Here is a 17850-nt window from a genome sequence, read left to right on the forward strand (position 1 = left end):
TGCTCGATCACTACCAGCAGACCAAAAACCTGCTGGTGAGCTACGACATCAATCCATTGGGGTTCTTCTAATACCTGGACTGTGGGCGACTAGTCGAAAGCCAGGACGTGCTCTTTATTTGGAAACCTCGCATAGTCAGGGCCCGGCATCCGGGCCCTGATGCTCAAGCCTATTTCAACGCACCATCAAACGCCGGCGTCAGCCCCGACAACTCCAGCTTGCGGACAAAGTCGCCGAGGCGTTGCTGCTTGTAGGCGTCCACGTCCAGATCGCGGTAATCGTAGAAACCCTGGCCATCGCGCAAGCCATTGCGGCCGTTTTGCATGTTGTCGGCAATCACCTGTGGCGACTCGAAACGCGGTGCCAGCGCGCCACTCAGGTAACGCGAGGCGTAGTAGAGAATGTCGCCGCCACCCCAATCGATGAACTCCAGCAAGCCCAGCACCGAAAAGCGCAAACCAAAGCCGACGCGTACTGCGGTGTCGATGTCTTCTGCGCTGGCCACGCCCTCTTCCACCATGCGTGCGGCTTCGTTCATCGCCAGTGCCTGGATGCGCGGCACGATGTAGCCGGCCACCGGATTGCACACCACCGGCACCTTGCCGATGCGCTTGAGCAATTGCAGCAGGCGCTCGACCACTTCCGGGCAGGTCGCGTCGCTACGGCTGACTTCCACCAGTGGCATCAGGTGGGCGGGATTGAGCCAGTGCGCGTTCACGAAGCGTTGCGGCTCACTGACCATTTCGCTCAATTCGGTGACCAGAAAAGTTGAGGTGGTCGAGGCGATGATGGTCGCCGCCGGGACGTGCTTGCTGATCCATGCAAAAGTCTCCTGCTTGACCTCGATGACTTCCGGCACGGCTTCGAACACCAGATCGCACAAGCGCATTGCCTCTGCGGACTGCGATCTGGATTGCAGGTTCAATCGGGATAGCGCGATGTCCGCCTGCTCCAGATTCAATACGCCGAGGCGCACCAGCATTTGCAATTCGCGGCGGATGTTGCTTCGCACACGTTCGAAGTAACCGTGCCGCTCATCTTCGGCGCGGTCCTTGATGTCGATGAGGGTCACCGGCAGACCGGCGTGGATGAACGCCAGGGCAATGCCCTCGCCCATCCGGCCGGCGCCGACCACGCTGACTTGGGGCAGCGCGACGTTCATCAGTTGTAACCCTTGGTCAGAAGCTCGGTCATCTGCGCCCGACTCAGTTTGGCCAGACCGAGGTTTTCCAGGGTACGGCCTTCGGCGTATAAATCCCGCTCAGCAACGACCGAAGCAATGCTCAGCAAACCCTGCGCAACCGGCGTCGGCACACCGGCCCAGCGGCCGACGGACACCAGGAAGGACAGCCCCAAGCGCGTGTCTTCGAGCATGTAGCGATGCTTTTGCAGGTCGATGTCTTCGCGCCAGTCGCCGCTGTCGGTCAACTTGCCATGGGCACCGCGACCATACATCCACTCCTCGCCTTCGATTGTGTTGTAGTGGTCGGCCAGGGGAAAGTGCGGTGCGCCGTAGGTCAGTGCTTCGCGCACGGCCATGCGCTCGGCATCGAGCTGGTTGGTCACACGACGGATCGACGGTTGGGTGCCTTCGTTATGAATGTCCCAGGATTCGAAATGCTCCAGGGGACCAGCGTTCATCATGATCAGCGGCGGGTGAATGATGGGGCCGGCGTTCATCAACGCACCGCTGAGGGCATCTTCAATCGGCTCGACACTTGGGTAGGCTTCGCGCAATACCGCGAAAGCGTGCTCGGACAGGTTGCTCGGGAACACGCCGGTCGGCAGGCGGGTGGCGTAGCAACTGATCACCAGGTCACTGGCGCCGCGCTTGCGCACCAGATACGGCAGCGTGCCGGTTTCAGCGAAGGCGACTTTGCTCTTGTTGCCCGCATCGGCCATGGCCTTGGCGAACACATAGCTGCCGAAAGTGCCCGGTGGCAGGAACACCACCTGACCGTCGTGCAGGTGCGGCGCAACCTGTTTGGCCAGGTCTTCGTGGGAGGTCGACGGCAGCGGGATGATCACCAATTGCGCGTCGGCCAGTGCTTCGGCCAGGTTGTCGGTGAACGATAGCTTGTCGCCCTGCTGACCGACGGACAACTGCCGTGTGCCTTGATAGTCCTTGATGGTCAGGCTACCGATCGCCAGCAGCTCCTTGAGCGCCGCGCCGTCGCGACGCCACAGGCGAGTTTGATGCCCCTTTTCAGCCATTTCCACAGCAGCGGCGTAACAGCCGTGTCCACCACCCAGCACTGTAATCTTCATGGAGCCACTCCTCTTGTAAGTGACTCGATGCTAGCGAGGCGTACCGCCGCAGGCTCATCCGATTGCGCAACCGTGTTACGGATTACGCAGAAGTCTTAGTGCTTCTGTCGCCGCAGGGTGTCCGACGGCAGGCAGCCATAGCGCTGCCGATAGGCGCTGGAAAAATGCCCGAAGCTGTTGATGCCGTGACGCAAAAGGATGTCGGTGACGGTTTCACCGGCCATGCCCTGCTTCAGCGACTCGTGGATCATCGCCAGACGACGGTCACGGATGTACTCGACCGGCGCCTGTTGGAGGAACTGCTTGAAGCCGTTCTGCAAGGTGCGCACCGAGACATCGCACAGTTCGCTCAGAGTGGTCAGGCTGATCGGTTGGTCGAGGTGTTCTTCGATGTAGTCACGGGCCTTCTTCACGTGGTGCGGCAGCGGCGCGCGCGCGTCGATCAACAGGTCCGCCGAGTAGTTATGCGGTAACTGCGTGAGCAGCAGTTGCATCAAGTATTCGGACAAGCCGCTGGCGAGGCGCGAACCGTCCACGCCACTGCCGTACAGCCGACAGATGTAGTCCAGGGTGTGATAGAGACTGACGACGCCTGCGCCCAAATGGTCGACGCTGACATCAAAGATCACCGACTGTCGCAGGCTGCGGCCGAGCAGGCGTTGCAGCTGCGTTTCCAGGGCATCCCGGTCGACGCGCAGGATCAGATTGCGACACTCGCCATCGGTGACGATGCGGCTTTGCGCGAACGGCGAGGAAACGCTCAGGCAGCCCGACTGCATCGCCGCGCTTCGTCGCCCGTGGGCCACTTCGCAGTGCCCCTGCAAGGTAATGCGAAACAGATACTGGTCGGCAATGTCGCCGATGGTGATTTCCACCGGCGCGCCATAGCGCAAGTCGAGCAGCGCCGAATCGCCGAAAAATACGCCGTTGAGCCGGGTGTGAATCGGCTCGTCACGCAGTACGTTGAAACTGTGCGGGCACAGGTAATGGCTGACCTTGTCCTGGATCTCACGGTAATCGGCCGAGCTGAGCAGGCTATGCCGTTCCAGCAGGTGTACGTCATTCAACATCGAGGGTTCTCCCGATCTGAAGCGGCTCAGCCCCGCTCCCTTAAAAAAGGAGCGAGGCCGAGGCGCCGATCATGAACTATGCCCCATCAAGCCCGGGTCGGGTACTCACGGGCATAACTTTCGCGGAAATGACGGCAACCGCGCCACAGCAGAAGTACGGTCAAGGCCGATGCGCCGGCGATCACCAGCGACATCGACGAACCCACCGCCGCCGGCGAGCCGAAGTAACGGTCGGTCAACAGCGCCACCAGCGTGGTGCCCAGGCCCAATCCCAGCAGATTGCTGATCAGCAGGAAAACCGCCGAGACCTGTGCGCGCACCTGATTCGGCGCGAGGATCTGCATGGCTGCCGTGGACGCCGGCATCGGGAACGAAGCGAAGAACATCGCCGGCACCAACAGTGTCACCGACAGCCACAGTTGATCGACTTGCGAGAACAGCACGGCCGGTACCGCCATGCCGAGGGCACCGATGACGCCAGTGCGCATGGCAGCGTCCTGATGACCTTTCTTGGCCAGATAGTCAGTGAGCCATCCACCGAACAGCACGCCGGCGGTGTTGGCCACCAACAGCACGGTGCCGAGCATGTAGCCCGCCTCCATCGGCGACAGGCCGAACTTGCGGATGTACAGCGCCGGGCTCCAGCTCATCAGGCAGAACAGGGCCATGGCATAGAACGAAAAGCCCAGGTAATGACAGGTGAAGGTGGCACGGTGGCGCCCCAGGAAGCGCAAGCCATCGCTCATCGCGACCTTCTTCGCCTTGCCCTGCGCATCGACTTGCAGGCCTTTGCGCGCCGGGTCACGCACGGTGAGCCAGATCAGCAGGCCGACGACGATACCGGGCAAACCGACAATGAAGAACGCCAGCTGCCAGGCCTTCATCGCACCGAGAAAGGCCACCTCGATGGTGTTCATGTCCTTGAGCATCGCGATCACATAGCCGCCCACCAGAAAGGCCAGGCCACCACCGACGAACGAACCGATTGAGTAGATGCCTACGGCGCGACCGAGTTTTTCCTTGGGGAACATGTCGCTGAACATCGAGTACGCCGAAGGCGACAGCGCCGCTTCACCGACGCCGACGCCAATGCGTGCGAGGAACATGTGCAGGAAGTTTTTGCTCAGGCCACAAGCGGCGGTCGCGAGACTCCAGAACACCACGCCGACGGCAATGATTTTCGGTCGGGAGAAGCGGTCCGCCAGATAGGCGATGGGCATGCCCATAAAGGCGTAGAACAACGAAAACGCCAAGCCGTGCAGCAAGCTGAACTGGGTGTCGCTGATCTGCAGGTCGGCTTTGATCGGCTCGATCATCAGCGCCAGGATCTGCCGATCCACGAATGAAAAGATGTAGGCGATCATGCACAGACCGACCACATACCACTCGTAGATGTAGGTTTTCTTCTTCTGCAGGACCGCTTCGTTGACCTGAATATTCACTAGGGTTTGCTCCTCTTGGAATCCGCTCATGCGCGCAGCGCGCCGGGTGACGGTGCACAACACACCGACTGGGAAGTTGCGGGGCAGATGTAAAGGACAAGGGGTTGGAACATGGTCAGGCCTCTTATTGTTATGGGGTCAATCGCCGGATGGACCGGGCTTACCAGAACTTCCAGGTGTAGGTCGTGGCGACACGGAATTCGTTGTAGTCGTAGCCGTACTTTTGTTTCACATCGATGTTGCGCACATCCAGCCCGAGGCCTTGCAGCGCCCCGCTCTGCACCACGTAGCTGAGCCCCAGAAAGCGTTCGCTTTCCTGGTTGTCGCTCAGGTTACCGCCACGGTTCCAGTTGGTCCCCTTGATGTAGCGGGTGTAGAGCTTCAGCCCCGGCATGCCCATCCCGGCAAAGTCATAGCTGTAGCGCGCGCCCCAGGACTTTTCACCCGGGCGGACAAACCCCAGGGACGACCAGTGCACCAGATAAGGCTGTGGGATGTAACCGTTCATGGTCGGGAACACGCTGTCACCGAGCATGCGCTGGTAACTGAGGCCAAACATGTGAGCGCCCTTGAGCAAGCTGAACAAGCCGCCATAGGAACGGTTGTCGATTTCACCATTTAGCGCATTGCCGTCTTCATTGTTATTGAAGTAGCGCAAGTCGGTTTTAAGTTTGTAGCCATTGCCCAGATCAGCCATATGCATCAGGCCGAAATAGTGTTGCTGGTAAATATCGTGCAGCACGCCATAGAAATAACTGGCTTGCAGGTTTTTGCTGATGTCGTATGTGACGCCACCGAAGTCCAGGCCATCGCTGTCGAGATTATCGGTGGAGCCGTATTTGTAGAGCTTCTCGTGGTTGGAAGACTCCCGTGTCACGGCCGACCAGAAACGGCCACCGGTCATCGTCAGCCCATCGATTTCCTTGGATTCGACCACGGCCCCTTGGTAGATGGTATCCAGTTGCCGACTGGTGTCATCGAACGCTACGGGCAATTGCGGGCGCAGATCACCGACCTTCAACTCGGTCTTGCTGTAGCGCATCTTGAAGGTTGCGCCGGCGCGGCTGTAGTCATCGGCCGTCTGCCGATCGCTGACGCTATACGGCAGCGAACCGTCGTTGCCCGACGAATCCAGGCGCACGGCGTATTGCGCGTCCACATCAAGGCCGATGGCCAGGGCTGTATCGGTGTAACCGGAAGTGAACTGCGCATCGAAACCCTGGGACCAACTATGCACTTCAGAATCGACTGCATTGGTATTGGTGTAGTTACGGTGCAAGTAGAAGTTACGCGTATCCACTTTGAAGTGGCTGTCATCAATTACATCGGCCTGCGCTGCCAAGGGTGAACACATCATTCCCAACGCGCCGGCAATACCGAGCCCACGGCAAGACTGTTTTACTTGAAACATCCGACATCTCCACATCTGTATGTGCTTGGGCACTGTATTTATAGGAGCAGGAGCAGAATCAAACTAAAAACAAAGGCGGATGGCCTGAGGGATATAAATGACGATGGGTTCGAGCATTGTCAGGCCTCTTATTGTTATGGGGTAAAACGCCTGACGAGCTCAATCGAGCAGTCCGTCAAGGCGACACGCCTCTTGTCCATGCAAGGTAAGTCAGTAGGCGCGCCGCGGGTATTAAGACGAACAGCATCCGCAGGGGGGAAAACTCCAACCCGGCTAAAGGTTTCCCTTAGATGATTCAGAAGCGGAGTGCGGCGAGAGGAATGGCGAGTCCATACACCCGAATCGCGAATTCCAGGAGCAATTTCGGGTTAACGTCTGCTTTGACAGCGCCGCATATACATGGGTACCAAGTCGCTCATACGTATGTATCTACAGCCTCTACCAACGCATGACAGACGCCAACGGCCGGTTCTTTAAACTTGCGACATGGCCAAGCTTCGTCAGTGGGTCTGTATCGCTTCGAGGTCGCCTGCGCGACAACTTGCAGTGCAACCGAGTGCTGCAGAGTCGTCGGCTTGATCGGCGTCAAAGCTAAACGAGTACATGTCTGGAGAAAAAAAACATGAGTGCACCGCAAAAGGTAGTCATCGTTACCGGCGCGTCACAAGGCATTGGGGCTGAAGTCGTGAAGGCGTTCCGAGGGCTCAACTACCGGATAGTCGCGACGTCCCGCAAGATCAAGCCGTCAGAAGACCCGGACATCCTGACGGTAGCGGGAGACATCGGTAATCCGGCGACTGCGCAGCGTGTCATCAACGAAGCTGTCGCGCGATTTGGCCGAATCGACACGCTGGTAAATAACGCTGGCATCTACATCGGCAAGCCTTTCACTGAGCACACGCTCGAAGACTACAACGCCGTCATGAATGTAAACATGTCTGGTTTTTTTCACATTACCCAACTGGCCATCGCCGAAATGCAAAAGCTTGGGAGCGGTCATGTGGTTACCGTTACCGGCAGCGTAGAAAACGGCATCAGCGGCGCGCATACGGCCTTGGCGGCGCTGACCAAGGGTGGCTTGAGCGCCGTGACCAGGTCGCTGGCGATTGAGTACGCGAAGCAAGGCATTCGCGTTAATGCCGTTGCACCAGGCGTCACCAAGACGCCTATGCATACAGAGGAATACTACGAAATGCTGGCTTCTCTCCATCCGCTGGGACGTATGGGCGAAGCGAGCGAGATCGCCAGCGCAATTGTGTTCCTGGATTCGGCAGCGTTCGTCACGGGAGAAATCCTGCACGTCGACGGTGGCCAAAGCGCCGGTCGATAACGGACGGGGCAGAATCCTTTGCGGCTATCGCGAAGGATTCTGCAGGACACACCCGGCTAATGAGAATGGACAATCCAACTGCCCCCCGACTTTCAACGTGGCCATAGATCCACTGGAAAGTACTTTTGCGAGATCTGCGTGTACTTGCCCGATTCATGCAATTGGGTGAGTGCCTGATCGATTCGCGCCTTGAGTGCGGTGTCGCTCTTGCGCAAGCCCGCCCCTACTCCCAGCCCATACTGCAATGGGTCCATTTTCACGCTGCCGGTGCCTTTCTCTTCGTAGTCAGCGCCGTCGGCGGAACTCAGGAAAGCGATGTCGCCGAGCTTGTCGAGGAACATGACGTCGATACGGCCGGACAGCAAATCGGCATTGCAGTCGTCCTGCGTGTTGTAGATCCGGATGTCGGAGGTTTTGCCGTACGCGGTACGGATGAATTCGGCGTTGGTGGTCGAGCCCTGAACACCTATGGATTTACCGGCCAGGCCTTCCGGTGTCAGTGTCAGGTTCGCGCCCTTCTGGGCGACGAAAATCCCGGTCGTCTCATAGTAAGGACGCGAGAAGGCTATGACTTTCTGACGTTCAGGACTGATGCCCATCGAGTTGAACAGCACGTCGAACTTGTTGGCGAGCAGGGCCGGAATGATGCCGTCCCACGACACTTCCTTGATCTCGCACTCGGCTTTCAACTGCTCGCAGAGCGCCCGGATCAGGTCAGGTTCGAAGCCGGTGAATTGCCCGGTCGGGGTCTTGACCAGGAACGGCGGATAAGGCTCCGCGGCAACACCAAAACGCAGCGTTTCCGCCGCGGCGTTGGCGGGCGCCGTGAAGGAACACAACGTCATGCCGATAGAGGCGAGCAACGTGAAATTGCGGAACATTCGTTTCATGGTCGATCCTTATTTTTATGAGGATGGTTGCACATAGAACGGTTCAATTGCGTACTGCGATTCAACAGGTTTTTACGCCGCAGGCGCGGGCAACGGCAGCCATCCCTGGATGGCTTGCCAATCAGACTCAAGAGCCGAAAAGCGAGAGAGCGAAAAGGTAGACAAATCGGCGAAACTGCACGCCCCGTCAACCACCAGATCGCGAATGGCATGACCGCTTGCCGGAGAGAGCCCGAAACCGACACCGGACATCGTTGCCACCGTGACGTTATCCAGCGTGGCGGGACGATCGATCACGGGGCGACCATCCGGCGTGTTTTCGATGAACCCTGCCCAACTGCGGATCACCCGTTTGTGAGCGACCTTGGGGAACAGTTCGGCGAGTCGTTTGGCGATGTTGCATTGCAGCGGGGTCGATTGCGGACGTGTACCGCGCAGATCGGCGAGATCGACCCATTCGTGCGGGCCGCCCCCATACGCCAGGTTGCCACGCAGGGTTTGCCGGCCATACAAACCATTGCCATCTACACCGCCGACTTCCAACAACGGAAGCGGCTCGGTCACGATCATCTCGGCGCGCGCAGTGACCAGCGGAATATCTACGCCGAGTTGGGCCGCCAATTCGCCGGTATGCGGACCCGCGGCAATCACAAGGTGATCGCAGGTGATCAGGCCTTTGGCCGTGCGCACGCCTGTCACGCGATCGCCCTGGCGCTCGATTTCGACGACGGGCGTGTTTTCGAGGACGCGACCGCCGAGGTTTTTCAGCGCCCACGCATAGGCTTGCAGGGTGCGGTGCGGATTGGCATGGCCGCCAAAATGGTAGTAGTAGCCCGCCAGCACGTTGTCACCGGCAAAGGGAACGAGTTCGCGCACCTGCTGAGGGTCCAGGAGGTCGACGCGCAACCCGTACCAGGCAGCTTCATCCACGACTTTCTGATCGAGGGAAATCTGGTGTTCGGTCAGGTCGATACTGATGCGATCCGGGCGGTACTCGGTCGGATAACCGAGCAGTTCGTCCATCATCGGCCACAGCCGCTGCTCTTCGACAAACAACGGACTGTGGTGATGCGAGCACCCGCCGCCGTTACGTCCCGATGCGCCCCAGCCAATCAGGCTTGCGTCAAGGACCAGCACATCGACGCCATCGCGCGCCAGCCACCACGCGGCGCTCAATCCTGTCACGCCGCCACCGATGATGACGACGGAGGCGCTGGTGGTTGATTTCGTAACTGCCTGCATGGTCTCAGCCCTCGTGATGCGACGGATTGATAGGTCGGGCGGCGTCCAGCGGATGCCTGGCGACAGTCTGTTGCCCGGTGCACAACCAGAAAGGGGTCCACTGCGATGGCATGTCAAACCAGGCATCCCATCGACTTTGCATCTGCGGCACCTCTTCGACCTGCCCGGCCTGTTGCAGCGACAATGGGCGCACCGGCGGACGAAACGAGGCGAGCGCGATGTCCTCGACACTCATACCGGCGCCGATGCCGATCAAGGTCGCCACCTGTTCGCGGCAACGACGACCCTGGCATGGGCCCATGCAGGCCCGGGTCAGACGCTTGGTCACATCCGGATTGGGCGAAGGGTTTGGCATGGCGTTTTTCAACGCTGCATCGGCGGGTGTCCAGTCGAGATAACGCGGCGGCTGTTGCCCGAGGATTTCGCTGGCCGTCACCTCTTCGCACAAGCACACGAAGGGTTGGTTCTGCGCGTGGAAAGTGGACGCACGCACCCAAGCCGCGCGATGGGTTGCGATGTCGAAAACAGGCAGGTCAGGAATCGGCGCCGTGTCGACCTCATTGATGTGGACACCGAGAGCGGCCAGTGCGGTTTGCGCGGCGACCCGACCTTCGCGCCGGGAAATGTTGTCGTCCAGGCTTTTTGAGGCCCATACGCCAGCGCAATCACCCGCCACCAGGACGAAGGGCAGCGACGTGCGCAGCAAAAGATCGGTGTCAGGTACGTGACCGCCACGGTCGCCCTGAAATGTCGTGCTGCACCCCGCCGCCTCGACCAGTTCAATCGCGGGAATGGCAGCCACGCCGAGCAGCACCGTGTCGCAGTCGATTTCATGCAGAGAACCGGCAACGGGACGTCCCTCCCTGTCGACGGCGATGGCGGCAATCCGCTGGACGCCGAACGCATCCCCGCTCGCCTCGCGAACCACATGCCCGGTTAACACCTGAGCGCCGTGCTCGACCAGCAAACCGAGCAGTGCCGCATCGCCGCTCACGTGTCCGGCCTGCTCAATGATTGCGACAATCCGCACGCCTTTGCTGGTCAGCGCATGGGCCGTCGCCAGCGCTTGTGTGTCGCTGCCGACCAGCACGGCGCGCTTGCAATCCAGCGCCTCGTAAACGGTCGCAAGCCGATGAGCCGCGCTGGCGCCCATGACGCCGGGGCGATGCCAGCCATCAAAGGCAAGGCCCATGTCGCGCCTGCCGGCCGCGATGATCACTTGTTTGAAGCGCAGCAGCCAGGCGTTTTCCTCATCGGCCAGACCGGCAACGGCGCCCTCGATCCACGCAGTGGTGGGTTGTTGCGGGAACAGTCCCCAGACCGCCGTGCCGAGACGCACATCGACCCCCGCGTCGAGCGCTTCGGCAATCTCCGGACGCGCATCGAGCAGGGTCTGCAGCACGCTGTTGCGGTTGGCCACCGCCGCGCCCATTCTGCCGCCGAAATGCAGCGGCACCTCTTCGCCCATGGTTTCGAGGGGGACCGGATTTTCATCCACCAGCGTAACGCGCAGGCCGTGCCCGGCGGCGGTCAATGCGGCGGCGAGCCCTGCTGGGCCGGCGCCGACGATGAGAATATCGGTTTCGTCGCTGATCGGCGGCGCTTTGCCTGCCACCGAGGCGGGATCGTAATAGATGTTTTGTTTGCTCACCGTATTTCTCCCGAGAAATGACGCATTGGCAACGACTAGAACAGCGACGACGGTGGCTTGACGTCGCCCTCGGCGAATCGCGACAGACGCAACTGGCGCATATCCAGTCCCGGGTCGCCGGAGTCGATCCAGCTGGCCAGGGTCTTGCCGACGATGGGGCCCATGGCAAAACCGTGGCCGCAGAATCCGGTGGCAACGGCCAGGCCACGCGGCGAGGTCTGCGCGTCGATGACGGGAATGCCGTCTGGCAACACATCAATCGCGCCCGCCCAGCGGTCGGCGATCTGCGTATTCAACTGCCCGGGGAACGCGGCCTTGAGCGCGCTCATGGCGGTGCCTAGGCCTTTTTCATTCGGTGGGATAAGCGGATTGCGGACGTGAATCCCCTCCCCTAGCCGCGCCGATTCCGACCACGGCATGCGCTGGTGCAGATCGGTCAGGCAGGCACCGTTGAGATTGAAGCGAAACGATTTGCGGTGCGCCCACAGCGAAGGCGCATACCAATGCAGAGCGCGCAGATGGCCGAGGGTCATGTCGACATCGACATGGGCGTCGTCGGCGATGTTGAAGCTGCCGTCGAGCCTTTGCCGGAAACCCACGCCGTTGGCGATCGTCGAGATGCCGCTCAGCGTCGGCCCGGACGTGGTTCGCGCCACGGTTCCCCTGACCAGTTGCTGTGGCAGTTCGATGCCGAGCATCTTCAGCAGGCGGAACGTCGTGACGCCCGCAGCGCACACCACCGTTTTCGCCTTCACGTAACCGCGCTCGGTCTCAACGCCCACCACCTGGCCGGCGGCAACGTCGATACCTTTGGCACCACAATGCTCAACGATGTGTGCGCCCAGTTCACGGGCACGCATCGCGAAGGCGCGGGCCACGAGCGTGGGCTCTGCCTGGCCGTCGCTGGCGGTGAACAAACCGCCCAGTTGCGGGACGGCGTAACCCGGCAGTTTCTTTTCCACCTCACGCGGCGACAGCATCACGGTGTCGACCGAGAAGCTGCGTGCGACCGACAGCCACGATTCATATCCATCACGCTCAGCTTCATTGCCCGCGACAAAAAGGCAGCCGTCGTTGCGCCATCCCAGGTCGGTCTGCAGTTCACGTTCCAGCGAACGCCAGATTTCGATGCTGGCCTGCATCAGCGGCACCTCGGCTTCGTCACGCGATTGCTGGCGAACAAAGCCCCAGGCGCGTGACGACTGCTGGCCCGCCAGCGTGCTTTTTTCAAGGAGAAGAACCTTGGCGCCCGCTTTGCTAAGGTAATACGCGCACGCACACCCCATCAGACCGGCGCCTATGATCGCCACGTCGACTTCACGAGGCAGGAGCTCACCCTGGGGCGTCGACACGCTGGCAAATGCTGCTTCTGGAATGTTCATAGGGGAACCGTCAGGTTGAAAATGACGCGTAGCGCCGCGTCGCTGTTTCGGCTAAGAATGTGCCCCGACCCGCTGAAATTACAGTGATGTATCCGCATTAATCCCATGCGAGGAGCGCATAGAACGATGAGCCGCCAACTTCCATCCATCGAGCTTTTGCAGGCCTTCCTGACGGTTGCGAAGACAGGCAATTTTGGCCAGGCCGGTGAACAGCTTCACCTGAGCCAGAGCGCGGTGAGTCGGCAGGTTGCGCAACTGGAGGCGCGCCTCGAGAGCCGCCTGTTCGAGCGGCACACGCGCAAGATCGTGCTCACCGCCGAAGGCCGCTCGCTGGTGCCGGTTGCGGAGCAGGTCATCGGCCTGCTGTCGGACGCATCGCACATGCTCGCCACGGTCGGTAAAAGTGTCAGCCTGCGCGCGCACCCGACCATGGCGGCGCGCTGGCTGATTCCACGGCTCACCGCGTTTTATCGCTTGCACCCGCAAGTGACCGTCAGTATCGACACGGTGTATCACCGCTTTCCCGATTTTGCGTTTGAATCGGTCGACGCGATGATCGCCTACGGAACCGCCACATGGCCGGACTTCGAAGCGCTGGATCTGTGGGAAGAGGAATTGATTCCGGTGTGCTCGCCGACATTGCTCGCCGGAACCACCGCCGAAGAGGTACTCAAGACCGCACGGCTCGTGGACTCCAGCATGGATCGCCTCGACTGGCGTCGCTGGGATGAGTACTACCCGGATTCAACCGGCGCCGATAACGCGCATCTGACCTTCGATACGCTGGAGTCGGCGATCGTCGCCGTGAAATGCGGTCAGGGCATCGCACTCGTCGACGCCGTGCTGACGCAAGATGAATTGCTCAACCAGCAACTGACGCGCGTGCATTCAGGCAGCATCGTTACGGGCGCGCGCTACACGCTGGTCTATCCGAAGCGGGTGAAACGGTCGAGCGGTTTTTCCGAGTTCATCGAGTGGCTTGAGCAAGATGTAATCGGGAGCGAAAGCGTCAAGTAACCTTGGCCGCGGTTATGCCTTCCACGCACCTTCGAGGAATGCAGCCGCGTTCTCCAGCGCATGCCTTCCCTCGGGCAAAATCGCGGCGAACAAGTGCCAGACATGGAACATGCCAGGCCAGACTTCCAGTGTCACCCGGACACGATTCTGAGCCAGGTGCGTGGCCAGGCGCATTGCGTCACTGAGCATGACTTCGCTTTCGCCGATATGGATGGCGATGGGTGGCAGACCGCGCACGTCCGCAAACACCGGAGAGGCGCCGGGGTCATTGCGCAAAGTGCCTTGCAGGAAGGTCTTGGCCATCAGGTTGAGGCCCACCGGATTGACAGTTGGGTCAATGCCGTCGCGGGTCATCATCGATGAACCACTGTGTTCCAGATTGGCCCACGGCGAGAGCGCTACGCCTGCCGCAGGGAGTGGCAGGCCGGCGTTTCGCGCAGCGACCATCACCGACACCACCATCGCGCCACCGGCGGAATCACCCGAGAAGACGATGGATCGAGCGGGTATTCCCTGATCCAGAAGCCACTTGTACGAGGCCAGCGTGTCGTCGATGGCGGCCGGAAAAGGATGCTCGGGCGCCAAGCGGTAGTCAGGCATGTAGACTTTTGCCTTCAACAGTTTCGCGTAGTTTCCCGCGATGCCGTGGTAACCCGAAGGGCTTCCTGCGACATAGCCGCCACCGTGTATGTAGAGCATGACCCGGCCGTCTTCGACCTGTTCGGGCGTGACTACGGTGGCGGGCACGCCGCCCATTTCGATCTCCTCGATCGTCACACCTTCGGGCGTGGGATGAACCGTCAGCGCCTCCAGATATTTCGCCCGAGCGTTTGGCCAGGATCCGGGCGTGCCCAGCATGAGCGGGCCAAAGTCGACCGTTGCTGCATTCCAGGCGTCGATACGATCCTGGACAAGGGGAGTAATAGGCATGTTGGAACCTCAAGACGTTCGCTCCAGATCACCGATCCACCGCTAAAGGCGGGGATCGGGCTGGTCGGGAATTAATGTTGTGTTGGCCGGCGTGGCCGCTGACTCAGGCGCGCGAGAATTGGGTGTAACCCTCGGCACCGCCGCCGAAGTAGGTTTCCATCGGTGCTTCGAACAACGGCGTTTGCGATTGCAGCCGCTCGACCAGGTCGGGGTTGCCAATGAACGGTTTGCCGAAGGCGATCATGTCCGCGTGGTTGGAGGCCGTAGCATCCACTGCCCGCTGGCGGTCGTAGCCGTTGTTGGCCATGTAGGCACCACCGAAGGCTTCGCGAAGCGCCTGCACGTCAAACAGCTCGGCGCCGTTGCCGCCGTGCAGCTGTCCTTCGACGACATGCAGATAGGCGAGTCCCATTGCACCGAGACGACGGACCAGATAGCTGTGCGTTTCCATGGTGTTGCTGTCCAGCGGCGTATCACCAATCGCGGTGGACAGTGGCGACAAGCGCAGGCCCACTCGATCTGCACCCCATATTTCGGCAACGGCTTCTACGACTTCCAATGGGAACCGCGCGCGGTTTTCGAGGGAACCGCCGTACTGGTCGTCACGATGATTGGTGCTGTCGCGCAGAAATTGCTCCAGCAGATAACCATTGGCTGCGTGGACTTCTACGCCATCGAACCCGGCCTCTTTCGCCAGACGTGCAGCATGGCGATAGTCTTCCAGGATGCCGGCGATTTCCTCGGTGGACAGCGCACGTGGCATCGAAGGAGGCATGTTGCCGGCTTCCGTGAAGACGTTGCCGCCAGCCTGTATCGCGGACGGCGCCACGGGTGCAACACCGTCTTCCTGCAAGCTGACGTGGGACATGCGGCCCACGTGCCAGAGCTGAACCACGATCCGACCACCAGCCGCATGAACCGCTTCGGTCACAGGTTTCCAGGCCTTCACATGAGCATCGGTGTAGATGCCCGGGGTGTACGCATAGCCTCGGCCCTGACGGGAAATGTTGGTGGCCTCGGTGATGATCAAGCCTGCCGAAGCGCGCTGTCCGTAGTAGTCGATTGCCAGGGGCGTCTGCACGCCGTCCATGTCGGCACGGGAACGCGTCAGCGGCGCCATGGCGATGCGGTTGCTTACTTCGATTGCACCAATTCGGGTTGGGGAAAAAAGAGTTTCAGTAGTCATGGCAGCTCCAGTTGCAGTGCAGATTCAGGGACGAGCCGGCAGCTCGTCAGTGAGGCCAAGGATGCGCGCCGCCATTCCATTCATGAAATTTATTTATTGAATTTAAACTATATGGCTAGCAGTATGACTGGATGAGATACGACATGAATCTGCTCCCGGTTTTCCTGGCCCTGATGGAAGAGCGCAACGTCACGCGCGCGGCGGAACGGCTGGGCATCACCCAGCCTTCCCTGTCCAATGCCTTGTCGCGGTTGCGCGACATGCTTCAGGACCCGTTGTTCATTCGTGAGCGATACGGGATGCAGCCGACCGAAAAGGCCGAAGCGCTGGCACCCGGTATCGCCGCCGCCGTTGCACATCTGGACGAATTGGTGCTTGGACAGCAGGGTTTCGACCCGGCGAAAGCGCAGCGTCAGTTCACACTGGCACCGACCAGTTACGTTGAGTTCGTGTTGATACCGCGCATCGTCGTACGCCTGCGTGAACAGGCGCCGGGCATCAGTCTGCGGCTGGTGCCGTTTGGTGCCGACCTGACAGAGACCGGCGTAACCTCCGGCGCAACGGCAATGGTGTTGGGACGGATCGTCGACCCACCTGACAACCTCGTGGTGCAGTCGCTGATGGAAGATGGCCTTGCCTGCGTCGTTCGCGCCGATCATCCGCAGATCAACAAACGGATTTCAAAACAACAATACGAACAACTGCGGCACGTCACCGTACTGCCGCCCGGCCGTTTGCGCGCGGGTCTGTTTCAGGCGCTCCAGCGTCAGGGCTTGCGGCGCGACGTGGCTGTTTCGGTAACGCACTTCCTGGCCATCCCGGAACTGATCGCGGCGACGGATTATTGCGCGACGCTGCCCAAGCTGATCTGTCAGCATCTGGCCCGCGACCCGCGCTTGAAAGTGCTGGCCACCCCGCTCGACCTGGGCACATTTCCAGTGGAAATGGCCTGGCATGTTCGCTACCGCCACGACCCTGCGCACCAGTGGTTGCGCGGGCTCGTCGAAGAAGTTGCTCGCGAAACCGTGCTTGGCCTGGCGATGTAAGGCTGCGGCTGCGGCGACCGAAATTTACGACAATTAACAACTCCTAACACCAGACCTCGCAAGGGTCGCTCTAACATGGAGGCTTACTCAAAACGCATTCACCGAATCGTGGAGCCGACATGAGAAACCATGAATTTGAGAAATCGAGCGAACCCGACGATCCCGCGCGGCGAGAGCTGATACGCGCCACCGGTGTTGTAGCGATCGGAGGCCTTGTGGGCTCTTCCCTCGGCCTGACCCTGCCATCCCAGGCCCAGGCTGCCAGCAGCCCGGACGCAAAAAACCTGGGCTCGCGTCTTCGTGGTGTGCAGCATTTCGGTATCACGGTGCAAAACATGGATCGTGCATTCCAGTTTTACACCGAGGTCCTGGGCGGCACGGAAGTGATGCGTGACGGCGACTTTTTCGGTGATCGCATCCAGAACACCCTGCTACTGAGTGAAGAGGTCCAGGCGGTGGAGGACGGCGTCAACCCGCTCACGCTCGGTGTGCCCGACCTTCGCAGCGGCGCACAACGTCTGGATGTCAGGTTCATTCAGTTCGACAACGTGGTGATTGAACTGCTGCAGTACCGCAACAAGGAGCAACCTGCCGGCGGCGCCGACAACTTCGCGCCGGCACGGGAACTCACCAGCCCTGCATTCCCCCGCTCGATGCATGTGTGCTTCTACATCCGCGACGACGTCGATTTCAACCAGTTCGTCCGCGACCTCGAAGCGGAGTCGGCCCGACGTGGCATGACCAATGTGAAGGCTAACCGGATCGTCAGGGCGACCACCAATGCACAGCGCCTTGGTGCACCCATCGACAGCAACACCAACGCTATCACCGAGGGACCTTCTGCCGGCTGGTCCTTGATCTACTGCAAGGGTCCGGAGGGCGAACAGCTGGAGTTTGTCCAGGTGCGCGGGCATGCGAAACAAGTGTTCGATGGGGCCTACGAGGCTCGGCGCAAGGCTCTCGGCAACTGACTTTCCCATTCTGC

At 60.3% G+C, this 17850-nt stretch carries 16 protein-coding genes; 5 read left to right on the plus strand and 11 right to left on the minus strand.

The genetic code is table 11. The features are described 5' to 3' along the window. Window positions 1-71, plus strand: a 71-nt coding sequence (locus ACW9JC_RS05515; RefSeq protein ID WP_371915692.1) for a hypothetical protein, incomplete at its 5' end; no start/stop codon positions are given. Window positions 72-169: 98 nt separating this feature from the next. Here the strand turns inward: ACW9JC_RS05515 and ACW9JC_RS05520 are convergent. The 5 genes from ACW9JC_RS05520 to ACW9JC_RS05540 form a co-directional block, all read right to left on the minus strand. Continuing rightward, window positions 170-1162 (minus strand): 3-hydroxybutyryl-CoA dehydrogenase, encoded by a 993-nt coding sequence (locus tag ACW9JC_RS05520; protein ID WP_457454051.1) that lies wholly within the window; start codon window positions 1160-1162, stop codon window positions 170-172. After that, window positions 1162-2268: an NAD/NADP octopine/nopaline dehydrogenase family protein gene (locus tag ACW9JC_RS05525; protein ID WP_457454053.1), complete on the minus strand. Its 1107-nt coding sequence runs from the start codon at window positions 2266-2268 to the stop codon at window positions 1162-1164. The genes ACW9JC_RS05520 and ACW9JC_RS05525 overlap by 1 nt, the downstream gene beginning before the upstream one ends. 95 nt (window positions 2269-2363) lie before the next feature. Continuing rightward, window positions 2364-3338: an AraC family transcriptional regulator gene (locus ACW9JC_RS05530; RefSeq protein WP_457454054.1), complete on the minus strand. Its 975-nt coding sequence runs from the start codon at window positions 3336-3338 to the stop codon at window positions 2364-2366. An 86-nt stretch (window positions 3339-3424) separates the two neighbouring features. Next, window positions 3425-4780 carry a spinster family MFS transporter gene (locus tag ACW9JC_RS05535; RefSeq protein ID WP_416126768.1) on the minus strand — a complete coding sequence of 452 codons (1356 nt, stop codon included), beginning with the start codon at window positions 4778-4780 and terminating at the stop codon, window positions 3425-3427. Between the two features lie 160 nt (window positions 4781-4940). Then, window positions 4941-6191 carry an OprD family outer membrane porin gene (locus ACW9JC_RS05540; RefSeq protein ID WP_338581386.1) on the minus strand — a complete coding sequence of 417 codons (1251 nt, stop codon included), beginning with the start codon at window positions 6189-6191 and terminating at the stop codon, window positions 4941-4943. Window positions 6192-6813: 622 nt separating this feature from the next. On the opposite strand from ACW9JC_RS05540, the gene ACW9JC_RS05545 reads away from it, so the two are divergent. Beyond that, window positions 6814-7521: an SDR family NAD(P)-dependent oxidoreductase gene (locus ACW9JC_RS05545; protein ID WP_457454055.1), complete on the plus strand. Its 708-nt coding sequence runs from the start codon at window positions 6814-6816 to the stop codon at window positions 7519-7521. A 92-nt stretch (window positions 7522-7613) separates the two neighbouring features. On the opposite strand, the gene ACW9JC_RS05550 is transcribed toward ACW9JC_RS05545, so the two are convergent. The 4 genes from ACW9JC_RS05550 to ACW9JC_RS05565 form a co-directional block, all read right to left on the minus strand. Next, window positions 7614-8411 (minus strand): transporter substrate-binding domain-containing protein, encoded by a 798-nt coding sequence (locus ACW9JC_RS05550; RefSeq protein WP_338581387.1) that lies wholly within the window; start codon window positions 8409-8411, stop codon window positions 7614-7616. Window positions 8412-8483: 72 nt separating this feature from the next. After that, window positions 8484-9653, minus strand: a complete 1170-nt coding sequence (locus tag ACW9JC_RS05555; protein WP_457454057.1) for an NAD(P)/FAD-dependent oxidoreductase — start codon at window positions 9651-9653, stop codon at window positions 8484-8486. Between the two features lie 4 nt (window positions 9654-9657). After that, the gene (locus ACW9JC_RS05560) at window positions 9658-11304 is read right to left on the minus strand and encodes an FAD-dependent oxidoreductase (RefSeq protein WP_457454059.1); all 1647 of its coding nucleotides are present in this window, start codon (window positions 11302-11304) and stop codon (window positions 9658-9660) included. Window positions 11305-11339: 35 nt separating this feature from the next. Continuing rightward, window positions 11340-12686, minus strand: coding sequence for an NAD(P)/FAD-dependent oxidoreductase (locus tag ACW9JC_RS05565; protein WP_457454061.1), 1347 nt, complete (start codon window positions 12684-12686; stop codon window positions 11340-11342). A gap of 126 nt (window positions 12687-12812) precedes the next feature. Between ACW9JC_RS05565 and ACW9JC_RS05570 the strand changes: the two genes are divergently transcribed. Next, window positions 12813-13703, plus strand: coding sequence for a LysR substrate-binding domain-containing protein (locus ACW9JC_RS05570; protein WP_419710149.1), 891 nt, complete (start codon window positions 12813-12815; stop codon window positions 13701-13703). A 12-nt stretch (window positions 13704-13715) separates the two neighbouring features. Here the strand turns inward: ACW9JC_RS05570 and ACW9JC_RS05575 are convergent, their stop codons facing one another. Next, window positions 13716-14633, minus strand: coding sequence for an alpha/beta hydrolase (locus tag ACW9JC_RS05575; RefSeq protein WP_457454062.1), 918 nt, complete (start codon window positions 14631-14633; stop codon window positions 13716-13718). Between the two features lie 103 nt (window positions 14634-14736). Continuing rightward, entirely contained in the window at window positions 14737-15819 is a 1083-nt protein-coding gene (locus ACW9JC_RS05580; protein ID WP_457454063.1) for an alkene reductase, read from the minus strand. Between the two features lie 143 nt (window positions 15820-15962). Here ACW9JC_RS05580 and ACW9JC_RS05585 point away from each other — a divergent pair, with 143 nt between their 5' ends. Together ACW9JC_RS05585 and ACW9JC_RS05590 are read left to right on the plus strand one after the other, a co-directional pair. Next, window positions 15963-16865, plus strand: coding sequence for a LysR family transcriptional regulator (locus ACW9JC_RS05585; protein WP_338581397.1), 903 nt, complete (start codon window positions 15963-15965; stop codon window positions 16863-16865). Between the two features lie 119 nt (window positions 16866-16984). After that, window positions 16985-17836: a VOC family protein gene (locus ACW9JC_RS05590; RefSeq protein WP_457454065.1), complete on the plus strand. Its 852-nt coding sequence runs from the start codon at window positions 16985-16987 to the stop codon at window positions 17834-17836. The last annotated feature ends 14 nt before the right edge of the window (window positions 17837-17850 follow it).

The organism is Pseudomonas sp. SDO5591_S426, from assembly GCF_054070755.1.

Bases quoted from the DNA above. Each gene is read 5' to 3' on its own strand.
- ACW9JC_RS05520 (WP_457454051.1), bottom strand. From the start codon at position 1,162: ATGAACGTCGCGCTGCCCCAAGTCAGCGTGGTCGGCGCCGGCCGGATG.
- ACW9JC_RS05525 (WP_457454053.1), bottom strand. From the start codon at position 2,268: ATGAAGATTACAGTGCTGGGTGGTGGACACGGCTGTTACGCCGCTGCT.
- ACW9JC_RS05530 (WP_457454054.1), bottom strand. From the start codon at position 3,338: ATGTTGAATGACGTACACCTGCTGGAACGGCATAGCCTGCTCAGCTCG.
- ACW9JC_RS05540 (WP_338581386.1), bottom strand. From the start codon at position 6,191: ATGTTTCAAGTAAAACAGTCTTGCCGTGGGCTCGGTATTGCCGGCGCG.
- ACW9JC_RS05545 (WP_457454055.1), top strand. From the start codon at position 6,814: ATGAGTGCACCGCAAAAGGTAGTCATCGTTACCGGCGCGTCACAAGGC.
- ACW9JC_RS05550 (WP_338581387.1), bottom strand. From the start codon at position 8,411: ATGAAACGAATGTTCCGCAATTTCACGTTGCTCGCCTCTATCGGCATG.
- ACW9JC_RS05555 (WP_457454057.1), bottom strand. From the start codon at position 9,653: ATGCAGGCAGTTACGAAATCAACCACCAGCGCCTCCGTCGTCATCATC.
- ACW9JC_RS05565 (WP_457454061.1), bottom strand. From the start codon at position 12,686: ATGAACATTCCAGAAGCAGCATTTGCCAGCGTGTCGACGCCCCAGGGT.
- ACW9JC_RS05570 (WP_419710149.1), top strand. From the start codon at position 12,813: ATGAGCCGCCAACTTCCATCCATCGAGCTTTTGCAGGCCTTCCTGACG.
- ACW9JC_RS05575 (WP_457454062.1), bottom strand. From the start codon at position 14,633: ATGCCTATTACTCCCCTTGTCCAGGATCGTATCGACGCCTGGAATGCA.
- ACW9JC_RS05580 (WP_457454063.1), bottom strand. From the start codon at position 15,819: ATGACTACTGAAACTCTTTTTTCCCCAACCCGAATTGGTGCAATCGAA.
- ACW9JC_RS05585 (WP_338581397.1), top strand. From the start codon at position 15,963: ATGAATCTGCTCCCGGTTTTCCTGGCCCTGATGGAAGAGCGCAACGTC.
- ACW9JC_RS05590 (WP_457454065.1), top strand. From the start codon at position 16,985: ATGAGAAACCATGAATTTGAGAAATCGAGCGAACCCGACGATCCCGCG.